The sequence below is a fragment of the Candidatus Zixiibacteriota bacterium genome, from assembly GCA_036397555.1.
Classification (GTDB): domain Bacteria; phylum Zixibacteria; class MSB-5A5; order WJJR01; family WJJR01; genus DATKYL01.
Genome location: DASWIS010000008.1, coordinates 98592 through 120383 on the forward strand (window position 1 = coordinate 98592; position 21792 = coordinate 120383).

The 21792-nt window shown below is 59.2% G+C and carries 22 protein-coding genes; 10 read left to right on the top strand and 12 right to left on the bottom strand.

Going from position 1 to position 21792, the window contains the following annotated elements:
• Positions 1–5: 5 nt before the first annotated feature.
• The 4 genes from VGB22_01860 to VGB22_01875 form a co-directional block, all read right to left on the bottom strand.
• The gene (locus VGB22_01860; protein HEX9750024.1) at positions 6–1238 is read right to left on the bottom strand and encodes an ABC transporter permease; all 1233 of its coding nucleotides are present in this window, start codon (positions 1236–1238) and stop codon (positions 6–8) included.
• A gap of 26 nt (positions 1239–1264) precedes the next feature.
• On the bottom strand, positions 1265–2356 hold the full coding sequence (locus tag VGB22_01865) for an efflux RND transporter periplasmic adaptor subunit (protein HEX9750025.1): 1092 nt from the start codon (positions 2354–2356) through the stop codon (positions 1265–1267).
• Positions 2357–2540: 184 nt separating this feature from the next.
• Complete coding sequence (locus tag VGB22_01870; protein HEX9750026.1) at positions 2541–5090, bottom strand: hypothetical protein; 2550 nt, start codon at positions 5088–5090, stop codon at positions 2541–2543.
• Positions 5091–5307: 217 nt separating this feature from the next.
• Positions 5308–6852, bottom strand: a complete 1545-nt coding sequence (locus VGB22_01875; GenBank protein ID HEX9750027.1) for a hypothetical protein — start codon at positions 6850–6852, stop codon at positions 5308–5310.
• A gap of 216 nt (positions 6853–7068) precedes the next feature.
• On the opposite strand from VGB22_01875, the gene VGB22_01880 reads away from it, so the two are divergent.
• The 3 genes from VGB22_01880 to VGB22_01890 all read left to right on the top strand — a co-directional run bounded on the left by VGB22_01880 (position 7069) and on the right by VGB22_01890 (position 8425).
• Entirely contained in the window at positions 7069–7926 is an 858-nt protein-coding gene (locus VGB22_01880) for an SPFH domain-containing protein (protein ID HEX9750028.1), read from the top strand.
• Between the two features lie 121 nt (positions 7927–8047).
• Positions 8048–8203: a hypothetical protein gene (locus tag VGB22_01885; GenBank protein HEX9750029.1), complete on the top strand. Its 156-nt coding sequence runs from the start codon at positions 8048–8050 to the stop codon at positions 8201–8203.
• Positions 8204–8227: 24 nt separating this feature from the next.
• Positions 8228–8425, top strand: coding sequence for a DUF4177 domain-containing protein (locus VGB22_01890; protein ID HEX9750030.1), 198 nt, complete (start codon positions 8228–8230; stop codon positions 8423–8425).
• A gap of 34 nt (positions 8426–8459) precedes the next feature.
• Here VGB22_01890 and VGB22_01895 read toward each other — a convergent pair whose 3' ends face one another.
• The 5 genes from VGB22_01895 to VGB22_01915 form a co-directional block, all read right to left on the bottom strand.
• Positions 8460–9326 carry a hypothetical protein gene (locus VGB22_01895; GenBank protein HEX9750031.1) on the bottom strand — a complete coding sequence of 289 codons (867 nt, stop codon included), beginning with the start codon at positions 9324–9326 and terminating at the stop codon, positions 8460–8462.
• A gap of 260 nt (positions 9327–9586) precedes the next feature.
• Complete coding sequence (locus tag VGB22_01900; GenBank protein ID HEX9750032.1) at positions 9587–10501, bottom strand: hypothetical protein; 915 nt, start codon at positions 10499–10501, stop codon at positions 9587–9589.
• Positions 10502–10856: 355 nt separating this feature from the next.
• The gene (locus VGB22_01905; protein HEX9750033.1) at positions 10857–11057 is read right to left on the bottom strand and encodes a cold-shock protein; all 201 of its coding nucleotides are present in this window, start codon (positions 11055–11057) and stop codon (positions 10857–10859) included.
• A 257-nt stretch (positions 11058–11314) separates the two neighbouring features.
• A complete protein-coding gene (locus tag VGB22_01910) occupies positions 11315–12229 on the bottom strand; it encodes a DUF5694 domain-containing protein (protein HEX9750034.1) in 915 nt (304 codons plus the stop codon).
• Between the two features lie 400 nt (positions 12230–12629).
• Complete coding sequence (locus VGB22_01915) at positions 12630–14012, bottom strand: MmgE/PrpD family protein (protein HEX9750035.1); 1383 nt, start codon at positions 14010–14012, stop codon at positions 12630–12632.
• A 182-nt stretch (positions 14013–14194) separates the two neighbouring features.
• On the opposite strand from VGB22_01915, the gene VGB22_01920 reads away from it, so the two are divergent.
• Together VGB22_01920 and VGB22_01925 are read left to right on the top strand one after the other, a co-directional pair.
• Positions 14195–14689 carry a hypothetical protein gene (locus tag VGB22_01920; GenBank protein HEX9750036.1) on the top strand — a complete coding sequence of 165 codons (495 nt, stop codon included), beginning with the start codon at positions 14195–14197 and terminating at the stop codon, positions 14687–14689.
• Positions 14690–14784: 95 nt separating this feature from the next.
• Positions 14785–15201, top strand: a complete 417-nt coding sequence (locus tag VGB22_01925) for a hypothetical protein (protein ID HEX9750037.1) — start codon at positions 14785–14787, stop codon at positions 15199–15201.
• A gap of 46 nt (positions 15202–15247) precedes the next feature.
• Here the strand turns inward: VGB22_01925 and VGB22_01930 are convergent, their stop codons facing one another.
• Positions 15248–16276, bottom strand: coding sequence for a hypothetical protein (locus tag VGB22_01930; protein HEX9750038.1), 1029 nt, complete (start codon positions 16274–16276; stop codon positions 15248–15250).
• A 195-nt stretch (positions 16277–16471) separates the two neighbouring features.
• Between VGB22_01930 and VGB22_01935 the strand changes: the two genes are divergently transcribed.
• The 5 genes from VGB22_01935 (at position 16472) to VGB22_01955 (ending at position 20692) form a co-directional block, all read left to right on the top strand.
• Positions 16472–17038 carry an SRPBCC family protein gene (locus VGB22_01935; protein ID HEX9750039.1) on the top strand — a complete coding sequence of 189 codons (567 nt, stop codon included), beginning with the start codon at positions 16472–16474 and terminating at the stop codon, positions 17036–17038.
• Positions 17039–17192: 154 nt separating this feature from the next.
• Positions 17193–17714 (top strand): FKBP-type peptidyl-prolyl cis-trans isomerase, encoded by a 522-nt coding sequence (locus VGB22_01940; GenBank protein ID HEX9750040.1) that lies wholly within the window; start codon positions 17193–17195, stop codon positions 17712–17714.
• Positions 17715–17734: 20 nt separating this feature from the next.
• Positions 17735–17971 carry a CDGSH iron-sulfur domain-containing protein gene (locus VGB22_01945; protein ID HEX9750041.1) on the top strand — a complete coding sequence of 79 codons (237 nt, stop codon included), beginning with the start codon at positions 17735–17737 and terminating at the stop codon, positions 17969–17971.
• A 104-nt stretch (positions 17972–18075) separates the two neighbouring features.
• Positions 18076–19551, top strand: coding sequence for a hypothetical protein (locus VGB22_01950; protein HEX9750042.1), 1476 nt, complete (start codon positions 18076–18078; stop codon positions 19549–19551).
• A 49-nt stretch (positions 19552–19600) separates the two neighbouring features.
• Positions 19601–20692 carry an exo-alpha-sialidase gene (locus VGB22_01955; GenBank protein HEX9750043.1) on the top strand — a complete coding sequence of 364 codons (1092 nt, stop codon included), beginning with the start codon at positions 19601–19603 and terminating at the stop codon, positions 20690–20692.
• Positions 20693–20694: 2 nt separating this feature from the next.
• Here VGB22_01955 and VGB22_01960 read toward each other — a convergent pair whose 3' ends face one another.
• The gene (locus VGB22_01960) at positions 20695–20967 is read right to left on the bottom strand and encodes a MoaD/ThiS family protein (GenBank protein ID HEX9750044.1); all 273 of its coding nucleotides are present in this window, start codon (positions 20965–20967) and stop codon (positions 20695–20697) included.
• A gap of 66 nt (positions 20968–21033) precedes the next feature.
• Positions 21034–21678, bottom strand: a complete 645-nt coding sequence (rpe, locus tag VGB22_01965; protein HEX9750045.1) for a ribulose-phosphate 3-epimerase — start codon at positions 21676–21678, stop codon at positions 21034–21036.
• Positions 21679–21792 lie beyond the last annotated feature (114 nt).

Genomic DNA, 21792 nt, shown 5'->3' on the forward strand with positions numbered 1-21792 from the left:
ACGGTTTAGAGACGCAACGCCTCGATCGGATTGCAATGCGCCGCGCGCCGCGCCGGGAAATATCCGGCGACCAGGCCGATGGCGCTTAAAACCAGAAAAGTTATGATTCCCACCGAGGTGGATATGGTCGGCGTGCCGATGTAATCTTCGATGTTGAAACTGGGCACCGCCGACACTACTCCCCAGGCGAACAGAAAGCCGAACAGCCCGCCGATCCCTGTGAGCGCCAGTGTCTCGAAGACAAACTGGTTCATGATGAATCGCGGCTTGGCGCCGATGGCCATCTTGATGCCGATCTCCTTGGTGCGCTCCTCGACGACGACATTCATGATGTTGGAGATGCTGACCCCGCCGACGATCAGCGTGAACGCCCCGATCACGCCGAGAAACGTCCGGAAGGCGATGAAGAAGGCGCTGAAAAACTGCTCATTCTCGGTCGTATCCCACATCGCCAGTGCATTTTCATCGTCGGGATCGAACTTGTACTTCGCTCCGAGTACCTCGTAGACGCCATGCTTGACCATCTCCGTATTGCCCGGCTCGTCCGCACGAAACACGATGTTGTTGACCCAGTCGCGACCGTACATCGCCTGAAACGTGGTCGACGGCATGAACGCCTTCTGGACATCGCGCCCGCTGTAGGAAGAGTCCTGTTTCTTTTTGACCATGACACCCACGACGGTGAACGGAACACCGTTGACCATCACGATCCGCCCGACTGCATTCTCCTCGCCGAATAAACTTTCCTTCAGGTCCGGGCCGAGGAAGATCACGCGGCGGCGTTTCGCCATATCTTCGTCATTGAAAAAACGGGAGCCCTCATCGGGGATGATGTTGCGCATCAGCGCGTACTCGGGCCAGATGCCCGAAATCTGCATGAGTTTTTCCGTTCGGCCGACGCGCGCCTTCGCATCCCACAGCATATACTCGGCGGAGACCAACCCGATCTGCGGGACCTGCTCTTTCATCAGGCGGGCATCACTTTCGCGAAAGCTGATGCGACGATTCCGCGGCAACCCCTGAAACACTTTCGATGTGCGGCCCGGCCACATGATGACGATGTATTCGCCCATGCCGCGCATCGCCTCCTGCTGTGAGGCGTGGATGCCCTTGCCGAAAGCAAGCAACAAGACGACCGACGCCGTCCCCCAGAGAATGCCGAAGACTGTCAGCGCCGTTCTCAGTTTCTGCGAACGGATATCGCGATACAGTTGTGTGAGGAAAACACCGAGCGCCATGAATGTGTCCCGCGTCGCCGGATGTGCTACTCAATCTTCTTGGGCGGTCGTTCGATCACCTGTGCGCTGTCCTCGAGACCGGCGATGATCTCGACCTGCAGTCCGTCCGACAGCCCGGTCTCGACCACCAGTTCGATCGGCTCTCCCAGTTCATTGGCCACCTCGACATAGGCCGAATCACCCCGGAAGGTGACCAGACGTTCCGGCAGCACCAACACCGAGTCCTTCTTGTTGATGATGACCTCGGCATTGGCCGAATATCCGGCGCGCAGATCGATCGTGTCGGGAACTTCCGTCAGATGGATTTCGACATCGAACAGGATCGTGTTGTCTTCTTTGCGCGCCTTCGGCGAGATCTTATAGAGAGATCCGCTGACTTTGGCGCTGGGGAGGGCGCCGACTTTGATGTCGACCGGCATCCCTTCGGAGAGCTTGCCGACATCGATCTCATCGACTGTCCCCTTGAACATCAGGTTTTCCATCGTCGCCATCGTCAGAAGCGCGGTCCCTTCCTGAAACGACGTCAACGGCACCACCGGATCGCCCTCGTTGACATGCCGCGCCAGTATGCGTCCCGAAATGGGCGAACGGATGGTCGACTCGATGGCACGGTTGGCGATCTTCGTTTTGCCGCTTTCGATCAACGACAACTTCTCCTCGGCGAGATTCATGCGCAGATTGGTCTCGTCCAATGTCTGCCGGGATCTTTCAAACTCATCGACCGAGACCAGGTTTTTGCCCATCAGGTCGTTCTTGCGGTCGAAATCGCGCTTGGCCTGATCGTAGGCCACCGCCGCCAACTGCACATTGCGCTGCGCCTCGGCATACTCCAACGGCGTCGGGTCGGGGGCGACCTCGATCAACGGATCGCCGACTTTGACCGAATCGCCGAGCTCGACATGAATCCGTTTGACCAACCCGGAAATCTTCGACTTGATGGCGATCTCGTTTTCCGGCTCGATCCGGCCGATCGCCAGCGCCTTGTCGACGATCGTGCCGCGCTCGACGGTGACAAACTTAAAGGACGCATCGCTGTGGCCCGAACGCTTCCACACCATGAGCACCAGCGCGCCCGCCACGATCACGATGCCCAGTCCGATACCGATTTTCTTGAACATGAATCAGACTCCCGCGCAGACCACGATTTTCGGTAAGTGCGCCGCCTCCAAATCGTTCCGGCGGCGTCGCGAACACCATTCCCTCTACGTTAGCGGCGAATCAATGTTTCGCTTGGGGGGCAAGGGGACTAGAACGCCGCCTGCCAGCATCGCCGGCGAGCGTAAGATGTTAGAGGCGAGAAAGTTACTGACGGGCAATCTGTAACGGACAGGGCTGGCAGTACAGGCCCGCCGGATCCCCGGCCCTGAACGAAACGTCGATGCAGAGGGTCACATCCAGCAGGTTGATCGCCCCATCGCAGTTGACATCCGTCAGGAAACGCGGGCACAATGCCTCGTGATCGGCCGGCAGCCCCCGGTACGTCACATCGATAATCCGGACAACGTCAAATACGTTGGATTGCACGCCGTCGCAGTACGGATCGCCATGACAGGTGCACTCGCATTCGCTTCCGAAGTTCTGCTGAAAAAACGCCGTCGCGGTACTGTCAACGGAAAATAAATCGGCGACCGACGCCAACGCATTCGCGGGCGACTTCGACATTGGATGTAACGGGGGAGGTGCGGTGAGAGCAAAAAGGTCGGCGCCCGTGTTGTAGTTGAACGCCGGAATGATGAGAAACTCATCGCCGGACAGCCACGGGTCCAAATCGCGCCGCGCCACCGTCAGCCAATACATAATCGGCATCGGATCTTCGATAGAATTGCCCATAAAATCGGGGTTCGGCGTTTCGTCGTATTCGTCCAGATAGATCCACAACCACTCACGCGGGCCATCCGTCGCCGTGTTGTCCTGATCAACAAAGTACGGCGGCCAGTATCGCCCATCGACCAGACCACCCAAGACGTTGTTTTCGAGAAAACCAATGGTCAGACGCGTCGGCGGGTCGGTGTCGATGTTCCATGCAGACAGCGGGCAACTCTTAGTGAAGTCCTGAAAGCCATAAGTGCCGTTTTCAGGATTTACTATGTAAGGCGCAAACTCAGGTCGCGCAGAGGGGTCATCTGCGTTCCGCAGATATCGGTAAGCGTAGGAGACATCGGCGTGGCCGGAGTCGAAGTTGCCGTCGGCATCGGTCGGCGCCAATTTGATCAGCACATTCGGCAACAACAGCGGACTGACCGGCGCATATGAGCCGAATCCGCGAGTGTCGCCTGGCCCGCCCCAGCCGATCGCGCCATTGAAACCTTCAAACCCGAGCCCGTCCGCGCCCCCGGCCCACGTGAATCGGAGTGTGCCGTTGGGGATGTCCCAATCGCCGACCCCGGCGCTTCCCCCGACCACCTTCACCATCATGCCGTCAACGACGGGATAGTCGTCATTCCCCGATTGGTTGCCTTGTCCTGTCAATAACGTGTTGCTGACTGTAATGTCCTCGAGATACCACGTGAAATTCCCCGGCTCGCCCTCGAAGCCAACATGGTAGTCGTGCCCCGTCGTCGCCGCTGGATCGAGTATCAGGGCGTACACTCGTCCATCGGATGATCCGGCGACATGTTCGGCATGAACCGTGTCGACAAAGAGTGGGATTACGCAGGTGTAGTCTCCGCTTGCCCCGACCATGAGCGCAGCCACAACCTCCTGCGTATCTCCCGGGGCCATTTCGAACGGGCCACAGGATAACATAAAACGACAGTCCGTAGAGTTAGCATCGAGCCATCCGGTCTGAGTTACCGGATTTCCGTCCATCACGAACGTCGTCGGTTGGCCCGTCGTCGGGTTGACGATAACGGAGCCATCACGGTCAAGGCCGCGCATGTACGAGTATGCTTCATAGGCGCTGTTCGGGTCAGTCCCGTTGATGTATTTGTTGAACGCCGTCATCGGCAAGTTGCGATACCCCTGTTCCCAAACTTGCCGGCGCGGAATCCACGCCGATGAAGTCGGATCGGCAGCGACAGGACCCTGAAGGATCTTGAAGCCGACGGCTGGGGGATTCTCGCCGTAGATCTGGTCGTATGAATTGGAATTGTAGGCAAAACCGAGCGATCGCGCCGGGCTGCAACCGACAAAGTCGTCTGATGCGCCGCCCAGGTCGACATCGGCCCACAATGAGATGTGCATCTCATCAAGCAGATCGGTGCCCTTGTTCATCAGGGTGTATTGCAGAAAGATCGTGCGTCCCAGGTCGTCGCTGGTATCGTAGGCGTACGCATATAGCTGGATTTCTAAATGGAGGAGTCCGACCGAATAGAGACTCGGGTCGCTATCGATGGCATCCTCCGACGCATGATTGAACACCGTCCACAACGCCAGTTCCCCCAGAATCAGCGGGATTTTATCCCCTTGGGCGTCGAGTGAATCCTGCCCGTCAGCGGCTTTGAGCGCGGGCGCTCCATCGTCGAACGGCCACTCCGCGTAGTCCGGATTGCTCAGGCGCGTATCGCCCGTTCGAATTTTGTAAACCCGAAAACGGGGATCGTCGGGCTGGTACGTGCCGTTGGCCATCGGCCCCGGCGCATAATCGGTTGCGTATTCTGCTGCCGCAACACAGAGCTCCGCATCAGCCATCGCGCTCAGCCAAATCCCGGCGGCAAACATCAAAGTCTTGCGGCATGTGTCCGGAAAGTAGAGACCGTCATATCGACCGAGATACGCGGTTCGGTCATACGCAATTGAACCCGTGTTCGAGATGAACATGAGCAGGTTGTTCCCGTCGATAAACGTGCCGTAATCGGGTGACTTGTCACCATTAACGGCAATCGGTTTAACGGCTTCACCCGTAGCTGTCACACTCGTTGCAGCAACGACGAGTATCGCCCCGACCCAGCATAATGACTTCACAGCCGTCCTTCCAGCCCCCGGAATGCAAGTAACTTCCAATATATGCATTTTCATGAAGCTGGCACTCGCCTCTGGCGGGGCGTGGCAGATTTTGACAGCCAGCTCGTACCGGGCTCAGGCAGAATAGGTTTGGCGAGGTAGCCGCATCAGCACACGCGCGCCGCTGTTAAGAGCACGGATCGCAGAACTGCGACGGGCTGCCGTTGCGGAAGGCGACGTCGACGAATGCGACGACATCGAAGACATTCGTCACGTTGTCGCAGGTGACGTCGGTCTGCTCGTTGGGACAGTCGGCATCGAAGACGGGTGTGCCGCTGCGAAAGGCGACATCGACCGCGGCGACCACGTCGAAGACGTCCGTGACCCCGTTGCACGCCGGATCGGTATGGCACGGGCAGGAACATGGCGGCACGTACTTGGCGACCGCAAAGTCGCCGGAGTTTCCGGCGGTGTTGCCGCAGATCAGGACTCCGCCGGAGCCGTCCAGTTCAATCGCCCGGCAGACTTGTGAGAAGATGGGTAAGGTCCCGTTGAGCAACCAGCGAAACCACGCGGAATCGCCCGCCGCCGTGAACTTGAATGTCGCCCAATCGGTCCAGAACGATCCGGTCGGATATGCCTCGCCCGTCAAGTAAATGTCTCCGTTCGCGTCGGCTTCAATTTCCCGGATATTGACCGACGGGCTGATGAACCGGGCCCACAGCGTGTCGCCGTCGCTGTCGTATTTGATGACCGCTGCTTTGCTGGTTGCACCGGACGTGTATACCGTGCCGCCAAGACAGATGTTGCCGTTGCCGTCGAGGTCCATGTCGCCGACGACATCGGCTCCGGTCCCCGCGCCGACGAAGCGCCTGGTCCAGACCGTATCGCCGTCTGGCTCGTACCGGATCAGGACGATGTCATTGTCGAAACTCGCGTTCAAACTGACCCCGCAGACATAAATCGTGTCGGCGTCCGCCAGCTTCACGCGCGCTCCGGCGTCGTTGAGGTTGGCCGGGCCGTTGTAGCGCCGCGTCCAGTCGATGCCGCCTGAGGAGTTGTACTTGATCGTGACAATATCCTGGTTGGCGAGCGTGCCCTCGCCTGTCCCGACCACATACGCGTTGTCCGTGGCGTCGACTTCGATCCCGAACGGGGTGTCAGGGCCGCCCCCGGCATCGGCAAAGGTGTCGTCCCATTGGTACGTTCCCGATGCGTCGTAGTGCACGGTCACCCAGTCGGCTCCGTCACCCCCGGTGACCCACACATCGCCGCTGCTGTTGAGCGCCATGTCGTTGGGGACCACACCGGCATAGGTTCGTGTCCAGACCGTGTCGCCGTCGGTCGTGTACTTTAAGACCCGCATCCCGACCGTATTGCCCCATCCCGCGATCATGAGGTGGCCGTCACCGGTCAGTTTTATCACACGCCCCTCTTCAATCGAGGCGCCGGCCGTCAGCGACTTGCGCAGCCAGACCGTGTCCCCGTCCGGGGTGTACTTGATGACGACGACATGCCGAGGGTTGAACATTCCCACAGGGTGTTGACTGTACCCCGTGACATAGGCATATCCATCATCGTCCACCGCCACATCGAGCGCCGCATCAGACAGCCCGGAGGGGCCGTTGTAAATGCGAATCCACGCGGTGTCAATGTCCTCGGCGACCGCGGCCTGGGTTACCGGCCAAGCCGCGAGCATCGACCCGATCAGGCGTAATACAGTGTGTCTCATTGGCATAGACACCTCTTCGGTTGAACGGCATTGCGAGGGCGGGTAGATCCGTCCAGTTGGTACTCGCAGACAATTTAACGATTTCTTTGCAAAGCACAATATCTCTGAGAGCGGGCCTCCGCGCGGTGGCGGACGGTTTTTCGCCCGCGCCGCTCTTTTTTGCAACGCCGTTGTGATATTGTCGTAATATCGTTATGATATCACAGGAGGAGTGCCATGATTAAAGAGAAACTGCGGTCGGCGGCATCGGGGTGGGGGATGCTGGGGTTACTGTTGCTGCTGTTCTTCGGGATGATCGTGCTACTCGTTATCAGCCCCGTTCCAACCAAGATCATCGCCGGTGCGATTCTGCTGGTCGACTTTTTCCTCATGTTCGGGTTTTTTCTGGTCAACCCGAATGAGGGACAAGTCCTGCAATTGTTCGGCGACTACAAGGGGACCGTGCGGGCCAACGGCTTGCGCTGGGCCAACCCGTTGTTGAGCGCCAAGCGGGTCTCGCTGCGGGTGCGCAACTTCGAGACAGGGAAGATGAAGGTCAACGACATCGACGGCAACCCGGTTGAGATCGCCGCGATCGTCGTTTGGCGTGTCGTCGATACCGCCGAGGCGGTGTTCGAAGTGGACAATTATGAGGAGTTCGTCCACATCCAAAGCGAGTCGGCGATCCGCAACCTGGCGACGCAGTACCCCTACGACACGCACGACGACAATCGCATCTCGCTGCGCGGTCACACGCCGACCATTTCCGAGCAGCTCAAATCGGAAATCCAGGAGCGGCTGGATCGCGCCGGTGTCGATGTTATCGAGGCGCGCATCAGCCATCTGGCGTATGCGCCGGAAATCGCCGAGGCAATGCTGCGGCGTCAGCAGGCGGGCGCGATCGTCGCCGCGCGGCAGTTGATCGTCGAGGGCGCGGTCGGAATGGTGGAGATGGCGTTAGAGCAACTCTCCGCCAAGAACATCATCGAGCTGGATCATGAACGTAAAGCGGCGATGGTTTCGAATCTGCTGGTCGTTCTCTGTGGTGAGACATCGACCCAGCCGGTGATCAACACGGGGACGCTGTACAATTGAGCCCTTGGCGGGAAGTGCTGTCACCCGCCCCCGGGTGACAGCAGACCGCATCGACAGGGCGTCACCCGAGGGCGGGTGACGTCACAGTCCATGCCGATGCTGAGTAAACCCTGGAAGGTGAATGACCGATCGCAAACCATTCCTGCTGCGCATCGACCCTGAGCTGATGAAACACTTACAGCGTTGGGCCGATGATGAACTGCGCAGCGTCAACGCGCAGATTGAGTTCCTCCTGCGCAAGTCACTGCAGGATGCGGGACGGCTCAGGAAAAAGTAAGAACGATTCGAGAGGCGGACGACAATGGCAAACTGGGAATACAGGCGCATTGCCATCAAAACCAGCGGCGGGATTTTTCGGCAGATCAGACCCGCGGATGATTACACGCCCGTTCTCAACGAGGCCGGACGCGACGGCTGGGAACTGGCGGCCGCGATCCCGATGACCGAGGGCCACGGACGCGTCGCGTCGATTGAGTTTGTGTTCAAGCGGCTGCGATAGGGCCAGTTCGCGTTCGACCATCCCACCGACCGCGCTACTGACAAGGGTGACAGAACGTCGTGTCAGGGTCGGCGGCGTAAAAGACGACTGCCGCCATCTTGTCCAAATCAGTCTGGTCCGTGTCATCGTCGCAGTCAACATCCGTTGTGTGATACGGGCAACACGGATTGGGGTCGTCCGGCTCCGGGTAGCTTTGATTGACTACCTGGCTGATCTTGACGACGTCGAGGACGTTGTGGACGGTATCGCAGTATGGGTCGGCGTGGCAGTCGCAGGCGCAACACACGGTGACTAATCCGGCGGTAAATGACGGAATCACTTCCTGACCATCCCCGTCCACGAAAACCAGATGGTTTCCTGGAGATATACACTGCGAGTCAATGACAAACTCTCCGTTGCCCTCGGCTACATCGAATACGATTTCGATTGATGGTGTCCCGGAGTCGGGATTTCCATCACTACCAGGATTGAGTGAGTCGATACCTACGCGTACAAAAAGGACCGCGTCCGGGCTGACAAAGTCGACGGCGGAATCTGGAATACACCACGCCTGTCCATTTGTGTCCGATCTGCAGTATGATCCGAAATCGAAGCCGCCCGACCACTTGGTGGCGTAGTACCCAGTAACTCCGAAACTGCTGGCGGAGTCCCATGCGGAAAGTCGTCCTCCAGGAACTACCATCGCCCGTTGCTTCCAAAAGGCGGCTCCGCCGACGGTTCTTAGCTCAAGTGGTAGCAGAACACCTGTCAGAGCGACTTCGTTTGTCAGGTAGACGCCGATTGTCACACCGGTGTCTCCAGGCGGGACATCTCGTGACTGGATCGTCACCGAGTTTTGCGCCCGCGCGGACGCACAGGCGAACAACGCAATTACGATGAACAGAGTCGCCAGGATACCCATGCGCCCACCGTTGATCCTCACTCGTTCACCTAAAGCTCCCATTGCTAACCTCCCACTTACCGAGGAGCCGGGCCCCTCAGGGATTGTCGCACGGGTGTTTGGCCCTGACCGCTTTTGGTCCCCCAAACGGGATCGACATCAGGGCTTGCCTGAGAAACGCTCGCTACTCTGAAGCGCATCGAAATGAATGCAGACGATCTCGATGGACTTAACGTGGGCCATCAAAGTGACCTATGTGAACCCTGACGGATAAAGCCCCGTCAGGGCCACCCCGCCGGAACAATTGACGAATCTCTGTAGAATGGCGGCGCGAGTTTGGCCGTGTCGGTGATATCAATCATTGGCCACAGCCGAGGCTTCCCTTCTGTCGACTGTGGTTGCTGAGGGGCAGGCTTGCCCGATGCACCTCCATGCTTATCTGTCAATTGCGAGTTGGTGTCGTCGGAAGGGCTTGCTTGGGACGGTATGAGCATTCCCCTCGTCGCACTGATAACTTCCCCAGTGTGCGCATCAATCAGGAAGGAATACCCGGGGAAATGGGATAGCCACGTACTGGCACGCCATACAAGTCGGTACTCATCCTGCAGTTGCACGATCACCAGCTCGATCGACTTCGGACGCAGTTGAACCGGCTCACCCATGTGCGTCGAAGAAATCGACAGCAACTCATCCGCTCGCACGTTCGAGGATGCGTCGATGTCAATCCCCGGCACATAGCTGCTTTCAATATACCCCATTCGCAAGTCTTGCTGGAATCTGGCAATGACTTGCGCCCCTTCAACTTTGACGCCGCCGTAAAACTGCTGGAACCGCATTTGATGGCGCATGAGCGTCACAGAGTCGCGCGGGCCGCCCTGGATCAGTATTAGTTCGCTGCGCGGATCGGTCATCCCGAATATGTCCTTGTTGTCTTCCAGGAAGCGATAGACCGCTTCCATCCCCGCCTCCTTGGAGGGATCGCGAATCCGGTCGGACAGGTACCCCGTGGCCGATCGCGCGACGCCGAGTTCATCGAAGTGTACATTGCTGAACTCGTATTTTTGCCGAAACACCTCAATCCGTCGCTCGCGCGGCTCCTGACAAAACCCGGTGGCGCCTGTAATCCAATTGACCAGTATTATCATTACGCCAACTGCAAGAGCGCCGCGTCCCAACTGTGCCGACACCATTTGCATGGTCGACTCCTCCCACTAAACTCAGCTTATGCTGCCGTACTCGCCCATCTGGCAGGTCGGAACTGAAACTGACAAGCCCTCGTGAGTCAGTACCGACAGATTCGTTGTTTATTCCCATAAATCCATCGAACGCACGTGTCGTGTCAGGCCGTGTGCTTCAATCGTTGAGAATCAGTACAACTGGGCTGGGCGATGGACGCAGGGGGAATTATCTCACAAACCGCTCCGACAAACCCTTGTAAAGCGGAGCAATCAGGGAACATGCCGCAGCGGAAGTGCCCCGTTTCCGCACAGCACAAAAAAACCCCCGATCCGCCTGCGCGGATCGGGGGTTTAGCGTTCTATGCGTGAACTCTTAGAGTTTGCGCACGTTCGCGGCTTGCGGTCCCTTCGGGCCCTGCACGATGTCAAACTGCACCTGCATGCCCTCGGCGAGGGAACGGAAACCATCGGCCTGAATTGCGGAGTAGTGAACGAACACGTCGTCGCCATCCTCACGCTCGATGAAACCGAAACCCTTGCTGTCGTTGAACCACTTGACGGTACCTTCCGCCATGATCCACTTCCTTTGTTACCGGGACAAAACGGTGTCCCACGTCCGTTGGCCCCTATGGCCGATGAAACAAGTCGTTCTTTTCTTCAGATTGTCCTGGGATTGTGTTCCGTGGCCGTTCTTGAGAAAAGTCCTACTGTTTCGTTCTACCAATCCATAAGATCGGCACCCCCTATACATTCGTCCAGCGCTTTTTGTTCCCTTTTTTTGAGAATTGATCCGGGCTGATCCAATCCGAGGGAGGCCGCCGGGCCGGGAAATTAGTTACCACTGCCCTCCCCATCAGCACAATTCTGGCCGAGGAATTGATCCAGTTCGACCAGACGGTACTGAGGGGACGCCTCGATCGCATGTCGGATGATCGGCACGTGGCCGGCCCCGATGATCAGCAGCAGACGCTCGCCCGGTCCCTCGGTGAGTCGCGTCAGATTGGCAAAGATCCGGAGGTTGCGGTTGTACCACCCTGTCTTGGCATCGGCACCGGGGTACTCATCCCCGAACCCGGCCTTGAACGTGCCGATCAGGTAATGCCCATGCCCCACCGCGAGACGGTCGGGAACATTGATCTGAAGAAATGTCTCAATGAGCGACTGTTGCGCCTTTTGTCGATCTTCGTACTCGTACAGCGACTCATAGAACTCCTCCCACGGCGCCTCAACGCTGTCAAGCAGTGTGTCCTGACCGTGCTCGACCGCATATTCCCACGGGTTGACGAACGGCTGGTACCAGCGCGCCTTCGCATCGACGGGATACACGCGGTCGTGCCCGTTGCCACGCGCCAGACGAAATCCCAGTTGGTAGATCTCGTTGGCCGGCAAGTCGAACTTGTCTGCGAGGTAGGAATCGTATTCGGATTTCAGTTTCTCTGCACGGTCGGCGTGAGCCTCCACGGCAATCTTCGTCGGGTGATAGTTCGACAGGCAACGCACGATCTCCCGGATTTCTGACTGACGCGACACCGACATGATGTCCACATCGTATTGCGGTTTATAGCCGTCGAGACCCGCGTCCTTGAAGTGGAAGACCCCTAGCACCAAAACGTCCGCCAGAGGCGCTGGCGGTGTCGGGGGCTGTGCCGCCGCTACTTCAACGCCGATGCAAATGACGGTCGTGACCGATGCGACAGTCGCCGACAACAGCAGGGGTGCGATCAAAGCAGGGAGCAACTTTCTCATAGCACCTCCCCTGAGGGGAAGATTGAGTTGCTGGTTACCGCGCATGTGACCTTCCTACGCGTGATTGACAACCGGCAGTTTGCTCCTCCTTTCTACAATTCAACGGGCGTAGATGTTGAGTTATCGGGATATGGTGCAGTCGCACGCACGCGGCCCCGCATGGAAGCCCATTGCCACGGTGTGCGCTAAGTAGTCGATCGAGATACACCATTCCTTCCGTGTCGTACATCCCGAGGGCCGACAGCGTAGCGACAATCGGGTCGTGCGGGTCAATCGCGGAGCATGTGCGGGACTGCGATGCCGCGTCGCATGCTCGTGTGATGCTGCCGATGCGATTGTGGCATCCCCGCCTGCGAGTGTCAAGCGGTTTGCTGTGCTGCCGATTGGTGAAACGACGGTGTCAATCCGTCGTCATTGCCGATAGGAACTTCGCCAGATTCGGCCCGCGATCGAGTACGTTGACTACCTCGATCACTCGATCCTGACCGCCTCGATCAAGCACATCGTTGGTGAGGGCACGGAACTTCTCTTCGAGATCCGCGTCGGACATCGGATTCTGCGGGTATCCGCGCGGGAAATCGACATCCTTTCTGACCGTTTTCCCATTCGCGGTCGTAATCTCGACGCCGGCCCACTTCTTCGCCGGAAACTGCCGTTCAAACTCCGGATCCACGACGACTTCGATTTTTTGCAGAAGCGCACGCAGCTCCGGGTCGTGGATGCGGTCATGTGTGAACTGAAGTGGCGTGACCATCCGGTCGGCGATGGCGACACCGATCACATAGGGGAGCGAGTGGTCGGCGGTCTCTTTGGTTTCCGGAACGTACTTTGTCGGATCGGCGAGGATGTCTTTTGCGCGGGCGATCGTTCGCACACGCACTTTGGTTACATCCTCCGCTTTGATGTCGTGCTGTTTGACCAGATCGAGCGTGCCGGAAATCGACGAGTGTGTCAGCGCCTCGGTCGGAAACGCCTTGAAGGCGCAACGTCCGATCCGCCATGACTCGCCCAGCCCGTCGGTCAGTCGGCCCATGTCCCAGTCGGGGCCGAGTAGTTGGCAAAACCCTTCTTTGCCTTCAATGATCAATTCGGTCCCGATGTATCCATTCTGCGCAAGGCGCGCCGCCATGACCCCCGAGGCAGTCGCCATCGGATCGACCGTGTTTTTCATCATCGTCAGTTTCCCGGCGGCGACCGCGCCCATGGTCATGTTGTGGCAGGTCGAGATGCCGACGGCATTGACGATCTGATCCTCCGTCAGCCCCATCATGTATCCCGCCACGACCGGCGAGACCATCTGGGTGAGTGAGGCATGGTGCCAGCCGCGCTCACGGATGCCGGGAATGCCCCATTCGCACAGTCGCATCTCCAGCTCGTAGGCAAGAACGATCCCCGCGATCACATCCTTGCCGCTTCTGCCGCACTGCTCAGCGCAGGTTGTCGCCGCCGGGATCAGGTCGGATGGATGCGAGGGATCGGCCTCCCAGTAGATGTCGTTGTAGTCCATCACGCGGATCGCCAGCGCGTTCAGCAGTGTTGCCCAGTAGGCATTGGTCTTCGTGCCCGCGCTCCAGACCGTGGCTTCGGCATTGCCGCCGAATGCCGACAACGTGTGATGCATGATTTCGATGTCTTCATGATGGAATCCGCCGAGCGCACAGCCGCAGGAATCCAACAGAAAGCGTTTGGCGTGTCTGACCGAATCGGGGTCAATCTGCTCGTACTTCAGAGATCGCGCAAACCGCGCCCACCGGCGGGCAATGCTCATCTGGGGAGTGGACATCGGGTCTCCAAGGGGTTGTCGGCGCTTGACTTGGCCATTGACGCCCAAGCGTCCGCAGAGAATCGCGCAAACTCCGCCCAAACGCAAGCGGCTCCGTCGCTCAAATTGTGCGCGGGGTTGTCGAAAATAGGTATGAGTGCCCTGTCGCAGCGGAGTCGGCCATGCGCATGATCAATGTACCCATGATCCTGTCAAGACTGGTCGTGCTGGGCATCTTGGGACTGTTTCTGTATCCCTTCATGCCCGCCAAGCAGAAATGGCAATTGCAGGCAGCGTTCGGCAGCAAAACCGCCGACTCGCTGCTATGGGAATACTACCGTCCGCCGGTCGCGGGGGCGATGCAGTTTGCTCTCGAATTCCCATTTGCAATTCGTGCGGCCGATGGCCGTGAACTGGCCAACCGCCGCGATGTCCGGTATGTCGAGCTGGGGGAGTCTCTGTGGCGACGAGGGGAGCAATGGGTTGTCCACCTGCGAAGGGATGCCGTCGACCGGCTGGCGAAACATCTCAAACAGAATCCCGGCACCGTGCTCCGGGTCGAACTCGACCAGGGCTGGGGTGCCGACTTCAAACTGGAAGAGGCGCAGTCACCACTCTACATCGACCCACGACTGTTCACCGATGAACCGGGCTCACTGGTCTATCAGGCCATCGAGGACTGGTACATCGTTCCCTGATCGATCGACGACACCTCGCCACCGGTCGGGATTTGGTTGCGCATCATCGCGGTTCACCCCTTCTTGGATGCCGGGACATTCCTCACGGAGGGCTCATGGTACGCGGCATACTGGCAGTGTTTGTCGGACTGATCGCGATCTTTGTCAGCGTCTATTTCATGACGGGGGCGCTGACCATCGCGTTCGGTCTGGACCCGATGACCACACAGACCCCGCCAGGGCTGTATCTCTTCTTCAATATACTCCTCGGGATGGTATGCGCCGTCTTCGGTGGCTATGCCGCCGGGCTCGTGGCCCGGCGCGACGAGGTTCGCCATGCGATGTATGTCGCAGCAGTGGGGCTCATCCTGGGGCTGGTCTCGTTGGCGATGCCCGCTGAGGGACAACCGATCTGGTATCTTCTGATAACGATCCTGACCATGCCTCCCGCGGTCGTATTCGGCGGCTGGGTGCGAATGCGACAAGCGCGACATGATCGGCCCGCACCGACGACTGCCCCGGAATCTGCCTGATCGGACGTACGACTCCATTGCAGCGGCGTCCAACCCCTGTCAGACCTTAGCGCGTCGTTAAGTCGACGTCACCGTAGGCCGTGGGAAAGTAGAATGTGTTAAGATGCACATTCTCGACCCGCGCGCCGACCACGCCCGCCAGATCGCCGATTAGGAATATCTTCGTCTGTCCCGAGCCGATGGTCATGACGCGCGAAACCATGAAGTTCTCGTTGACGTGCCCCGTCGGCGAAGCCGACAGGACCGAAAACTTCGCTGAGTAGTTGATGTCGTGCGCCGTGCGAAGGGTCGAAATCGACACGGTCGAGTAAGTGTCGCCCGAGCCGGAAGTGTGGAACTTATAGAACCAGCCGTTGGCCATCACGACCATGTACCCGCCTTTGGGTACCGTAATCACGGCCGAATCAATCACCGACACGGTCGTACTGAGGCTTTTGAGAGCATTGAATGTGTGCGCGATTCCCGGTTCGTCGACCAGACGGTTCGCGGGAATCGATTCCAGTTCGATTTCGGTTGAATCGATGGCGCCCTGTGGCAACCGCGCCTCCGAGAGCGTGCCGATGATCAGCTCGCTGGCGCTGATTGTCTTTGGGTGATGGGCATCGGGAATGGCGGCATGCAAGGCGATATCGTTGTCGATCTCCGCCGATTCCTCCAGTTCCAACGGCAGGTAGCCGCCGACTTTGTCAGCGTCGTGCGACCGCCAGGCATAGGGAACCATCACCAGCCGCGAACGCGGAACGAGCGGATCGGAGCTCTCCGGTTCAATCTCCAAGTAGATGCTGTCCAGATAGAATACGAACTCGGGTATCGAATCCAGCGAACCTAAGAGGACGGCGAAGACCCCCGCGACGGTCGTGACCGAGTGTGTTTCCTCCCAGAGCAAAGTGCCCATGACCGGATCGTTGAAGAGCCGAAATCCGACATCATAGCTTGAGTCCGGAAGCGGACGTCCCGCTGTGTCCGCCAGCCGCCCTTGATAATTCAGGAGCCGTGGCACATCCCCTGCCGACGCCGTCGAAACTGACGTGGCGAGGACGACCGCTAACGCGGCGGCAGCCGATTTCACAGACATCAATGCGCTCCAAGGGCGGGTAAGATAACGCGTGACTCTTCCAGCCATAATCACTCTGTTTTGAGCGCCGGTGTCAAGACCACCGACGGCCCGCCGCCTCTTGACTGTTATCGGCAATTGGGGTAGGGTGCACCAACACACCGGCTCCGGACAAGCGCGTGCTTCGGCGTGTCCGGATGTCAGAGAGAATGGGTGATGACCGACGATGTCCGGTTTGACTGGTCCCAGTTTCGACTGGGAATCTACATTCAGAACAGCCCGGAGCATCTGTACCGTCTCTGGACCACGCCGTCGGGGCTGATTCGCTGGTTTCTGCGCACGGCGGCATTTGCCGCCGCCGACGGTCCGCCAAAAACACCCGCGAAGGCCAAATCATTGCCGCCATACGGTACCCTCAAGTGCCGTCACGATGATGACCCGTGCGGGATCGGCGATCGCTACCGTTGGGAGTGGTACTACGACGGCGGAATCAGCGGCGAGGGCTGGATCATCGACGTGCGCCCACCCACTCGTCTGGAGTTCACATTCGGGGACCGCATGGAAGTGACCGTCTCCATCCGCAAGCAGGGCAGTTACTCCGAAGTGGACTTGCGTCAGCACGGCATTCCGGTCAACGCTCGCGCGCGGCACGAGCTGCACATGGGATGCCGCCAGGCATGGACGTTTTTTCTCGCCAATCTCAAGTCGGTGGCTGAGGGTGGCCTGGATTTGCGCGAAACGGAACGCGGCAAGAGCAAACAACTGCATCTGGTCAACATCTGAGCGGCGGCATCGGGGCACCGGATCGCGATCGTGCCCGAAGTAGTGCTTGGGGCCCTAACATCACTGCCGTATCATGCGATCTCCGTGTCGCCGGCAACGATTGCAGACTGCGGACGAGGCGACCATCTAACTTCAAATCAGGAGGGGATTAAACGTGAAATCCCATCGTATGGTTTGGCTGGCGGGGGCAATGCTGATGCTCTGGGGGTGCGGCCAGAGCGAGACACCGCCGCCGCAGCAACAATCGCAACAGCCCGCACAGCAGCCGCCACAGGGCGAGGCACTGGCCGATTCGGCAGCGGACGGCATCCCGCAGTTGACGGGGGACACCGTCACCACACCATCGGGACTGAAGTACATCGAGATGACCGAGGGGACCGGTGGCATGCCGCAGGCCGGGCAAATGGTTGTCGTCCACTACACAGGGTGGCTGACCGATGGCACGATGTTCGATTCCTCCCGTAAGAAAGGACAGCCCTACTCCTTCCCACTCGGACAAGGCCGGGTGATCAAGGGCTGGGATGAGGGGATTGCTTTGATGAAGGTCGGGGAACGTCGCCTTCTGATCATTCCCTACGATCTGGCCTATGGCGAAGCTGGCCGTCTGCCGCGCATTCCCCAGCGGGCGACACTGGTCTTCGATGTCGAGTTGCTCGAAGTGAGGACATCCGGTTAGGCCCGTCTCGGGGTTTGTATATGAACGAACCGATCATCGCGCAGAAGCAGCCATATGTCCGCGACGAAACTGCACGGACCGTGAAGTGGTGTGCCTGCGGTCGTTCCGCCGACCAGCCGTACTGCGACGGATCGCACAAGGGGTCGGAGCATCGGCCCCTGGTGATCGAGTTGGCCGAGGGCAGGACAGTGTCGTGGTGCGGCTGCAAACACTCAGGAAACAAGCCGTTCTGCGACGGCACACACCGTTCGCTTTGAGCGTCGTGAAGGTTTGACGTTGGCCGCCCGACGCCCGTGCGTCGGGCGGTCTTTTGTGTTATCTTGGCGCCGCCCCATTCCACCCGGAATGGCAGACAAAAGCCATGGTCAGAGACAGACTCACGCTCCGGGCCGCGACGGGCTTTCTTTTCGCGACATTGTTGGCGGGTTACATGTCCTCGTGCGGTGGCGACGGCAATGGTCCCAGCGGTCAGGGTTCGGTCGAAGGCGTCGTATATCTCCCATTCGATCTGACCGCGGGGCTGCTTCCCGCCTCGTCGGCGACCGTCCGACTCAGCGGCGGCGACTATTCGATGCAGGTCGTGACCGGCGCCGATGGCGCGTTTGCATTCGCCGATGCGCCGGCGCGTGAACTGATGCTCACGGCCGACTTTGGATCGTGCGGCAGCGCCGCCTCGATGACCATCGAGATCGTTGCCGATGAGACCCTGTCGCAGGACATTGTCCTGTCACCGTCCGATCCCGGCAACTGCATCGATCTTCCATACGCCGGCGCGGCACGCATGGTAGTCGATGAGACCAACAACACCGGATTGCTGCTGTATGACACGCAGTTTCGCCCCAAGCCGTTGCTGGTGCGACTCGATCTGGCCAGTGGTGAGGCGAAAGTCGCGGAACTCTCGGATGTGACCAATGTGTTCGACATCGAGCTGGTCAGTTCCGACCTGGCTGTGGTGAATTGCCAGGTGGGAGTGACGTTCGGGCTGCGCTTCTTCGACGTTACGACCCTGCAGGCCGACGGAGCAGACATTCCGTATCACAACTCCCAGGGCGCGAGCATCATCCATCCGGGACGGATTGCGCTGGATGCGAGCCACTCGACCGTGTTTGCGACCCACGCCTACCGTCCCGGCGGGGCACTGGTCGGCGGGGTCTATGCCATATCGGTCGCCTCGCGATCGCTGATTGATGCCGATCTGATCTCCGGCGATGGGAAACCGGGTTTCGACAATGAGCTCGTCGCCGGTGCGATGGTGTGGCCCTACAACGTTGCGTTCGATCCCGACGCCGCACTGGCCGGGGAGATTCTGGTCGGCAACCGGCAGGGGACATTTGTCACGGCCATCGATTGGTCGCGCTGGGGGACATTCAACCGCGATGCCGGACTCTCGATCCCGACGACCGGTGTGCGACAGATCGAGATGGACCCGGACGTGACCGGGTTCGGAGTTGTTTTCTGGGATTTTGCCGGTGGCTTCGGTGTGGGAGCATCGGCCCCCACCCCGATCCTATCATACGAATCCGGCAGTTCAGGATCGGCGCTGACGTATACCGAATCGGGCCGCGATCTGCGGTCGGGAGATCACATTCTGACGATCATACCAGAGAGGCAAAGCTGGTTTACGATTGTCTACGATCCGTCCAGTCCCTTTCCTGATCGTCATCATGCGATCGAGCAGCGAAGTCTGACCACGCTGGGTCCGATCATGCGGTTCAACACCAGTCGTTCAACTGAACCGCCGCTGATTGCGCGGGCATTCGGCATCAACGCCACGACGGGACGCATCTACGTCGGCTATCAGGCCCTCGCGGTTCTCGAAGTGTTCAGTATACAGTAATGGGGTTTATGCCACAGGAATTCGGGGGGTGCTTCAGAACGGAGGAAGCATGACGGCGACCGGGAGTTCGCTGGCCGTACTGGTTGGAACGCGCAAGGGTGGATTCATCTTCCGCGGAGGCATTGATCGCAGAAGCTGGACAGCCGATGAGCCGTTTTCGAAGGGAAATCAAGTGCATCATGTTGCGGCCGACGATCGCAGCGGACGTTGGTTTGCCGCAGTGTCATCGGAGATCTGGGGGTCGGCGCTATGGATTTCCGACGATCGGGGACGCAATTGGAGCGAAATCAAAACGCCACCGCGGTTTGCCGACGGTGACGAACGTTCGCTGAAGAAGATTTGGAATATCAGACCGGGCCGCCCTGCCGAGAAAGACGTCATCTACGCCGGAGTCGAGCCGGCCGCGCTGTTCCGATCTGCCGACAACGGTGAGACGTGGACGGAAATGGAATCGCTTGGAAAGCACGAAACGCGGGATAAGTGGTTTCCCGGCGCCGGGGGCCTGATCGCGCACTCCATCGTTCTGCACCCTTCTATTCCGAACCGCATGTGGGTGGCAATTTCCGCCGCCGGGACATTTCGCACCGATGACGGCGGCAAATCGTGGGTGCCCAGGAACAAGGGTGTGCGCGCGGATTTTCTGCCCGATCCGTTCCCACCGGTGGGCCAGTGCGTGCACAAGCTGGTTGCCCACCCAAAACATCCTGATGTTCTGTTTCAACAGAATCACTGCGGCGTATATCGATCCGACAACGGTGGGGATGACTGGGTCGATCTGTGCGACAATCTCCCGGCCCGCTTCGGATTCCCGATGGCGGTCCATCCGCACAAGCCTCAGACCGTCTATGTCATCCCCGAAGAGTCCGACCAGGCCCGCGTCACCGTCGGCGGGCGCCTGGCAGTGTGGCGCTCCGATGATGGCGGTGCGGCCTGGCGCGAACTCAACAAAGGTCTCCCCTCCCGGGGGTCGTACCAGAATGTCCTGCGCGAAGCGATGGCGGTCGATCAACAGCCGACCGCGGGAATCTACTTCGGCACCGCCACGGGGCAGTTGTGCGGATCACTCGACGAAGGGGAAAGCTGGCAGGTGATCGCCGAATGGCTGCCGCCCATCTACTCGGTCGAAGTCGCCACGTATTAGCCCTATCCCCCGGAGATGGCGGGCATCACGGTGACGATGTCTCCATCAGTCAGCCGGACGTTGGCCACCTCCAACACGCGCACCAGCCGCTTGTTGACAAACACGTTGACATGGACCCGCAGTTCGCCGGGCTCCGTGAAGATGCGCTCGTACGCGCGCGGGTGGAGCGCCTTCAACGCGGCAAACGACTCACGCAGCGAACCCTCCTCGACGGTTATTTCCTGCGCACCGTCGGCGTATTCCCACAATTGCCGCGGCAGTCGGATGGTGATCATGGCTTCGTCACGAGCGTTTTCTACAGTTTACACCGGAGGCATGCGGTACCGCCATGCGAGAAATACTTAGGACTTCAGTTCCCGAATTGTCTCGCCGTAGTCCTCAGTCCCGAACAGCCCCGACCCGACGACGAGGACATCCGCGCCGGCCTCGATTACCCGCCGATACGTCTTCAGGTTGATCCCCCCGTCGACCTCCAGCAGGCAATCGGCACCCGATTGGTCGATGGCCCGGCGGGCGGCGGCGATTTTCTCGGTGACCGATTCAATATAAGTCTGCCCGGCAAATCCTGGGAATACCGACATCACCAGGAGCAGGTCGAGTGCGCTGAGATAGGGCGTCACCCTCTCCAGAGGCGTGTCGGGATTGAGGGTCAGCCCGGCTTTTACTCCCAGGCCCCTCAGGCGCTTGATGAGTGCCCTCGGATCCGGGACTGCCTCGATATGAAAGGTGACGAAATCAGCACCCTGTTTGGCGAAGGCCTCTGCATACCGTCCTGGGTCGGTCAGCATCAGGTGAACATCGAGGAATGCGTCGGTGGCACGGTCGAACACCCCGGCGATATCCGGGCCGAAGGAGATATTCGGCACAAAGTGGCCATCCATGATGTCCAGGTGCAGCCAGTCGGCGCCGGCGACGATGGCCTTCTGCGCCTCCTCCGCAGCATAGGAGAAATCGCAGGCCAAAACCGATGCGGCGATTTTGATCATTCTGCCACTCCCATTCGCGTCGGGGTACCCCGGCCCCTCGCAGAACCCGTCGTATCGCCGCCTTGCCCTTCTAAAAAAATGCGTCTCCCATAGGGGGGAATGCGATTTTCTTCT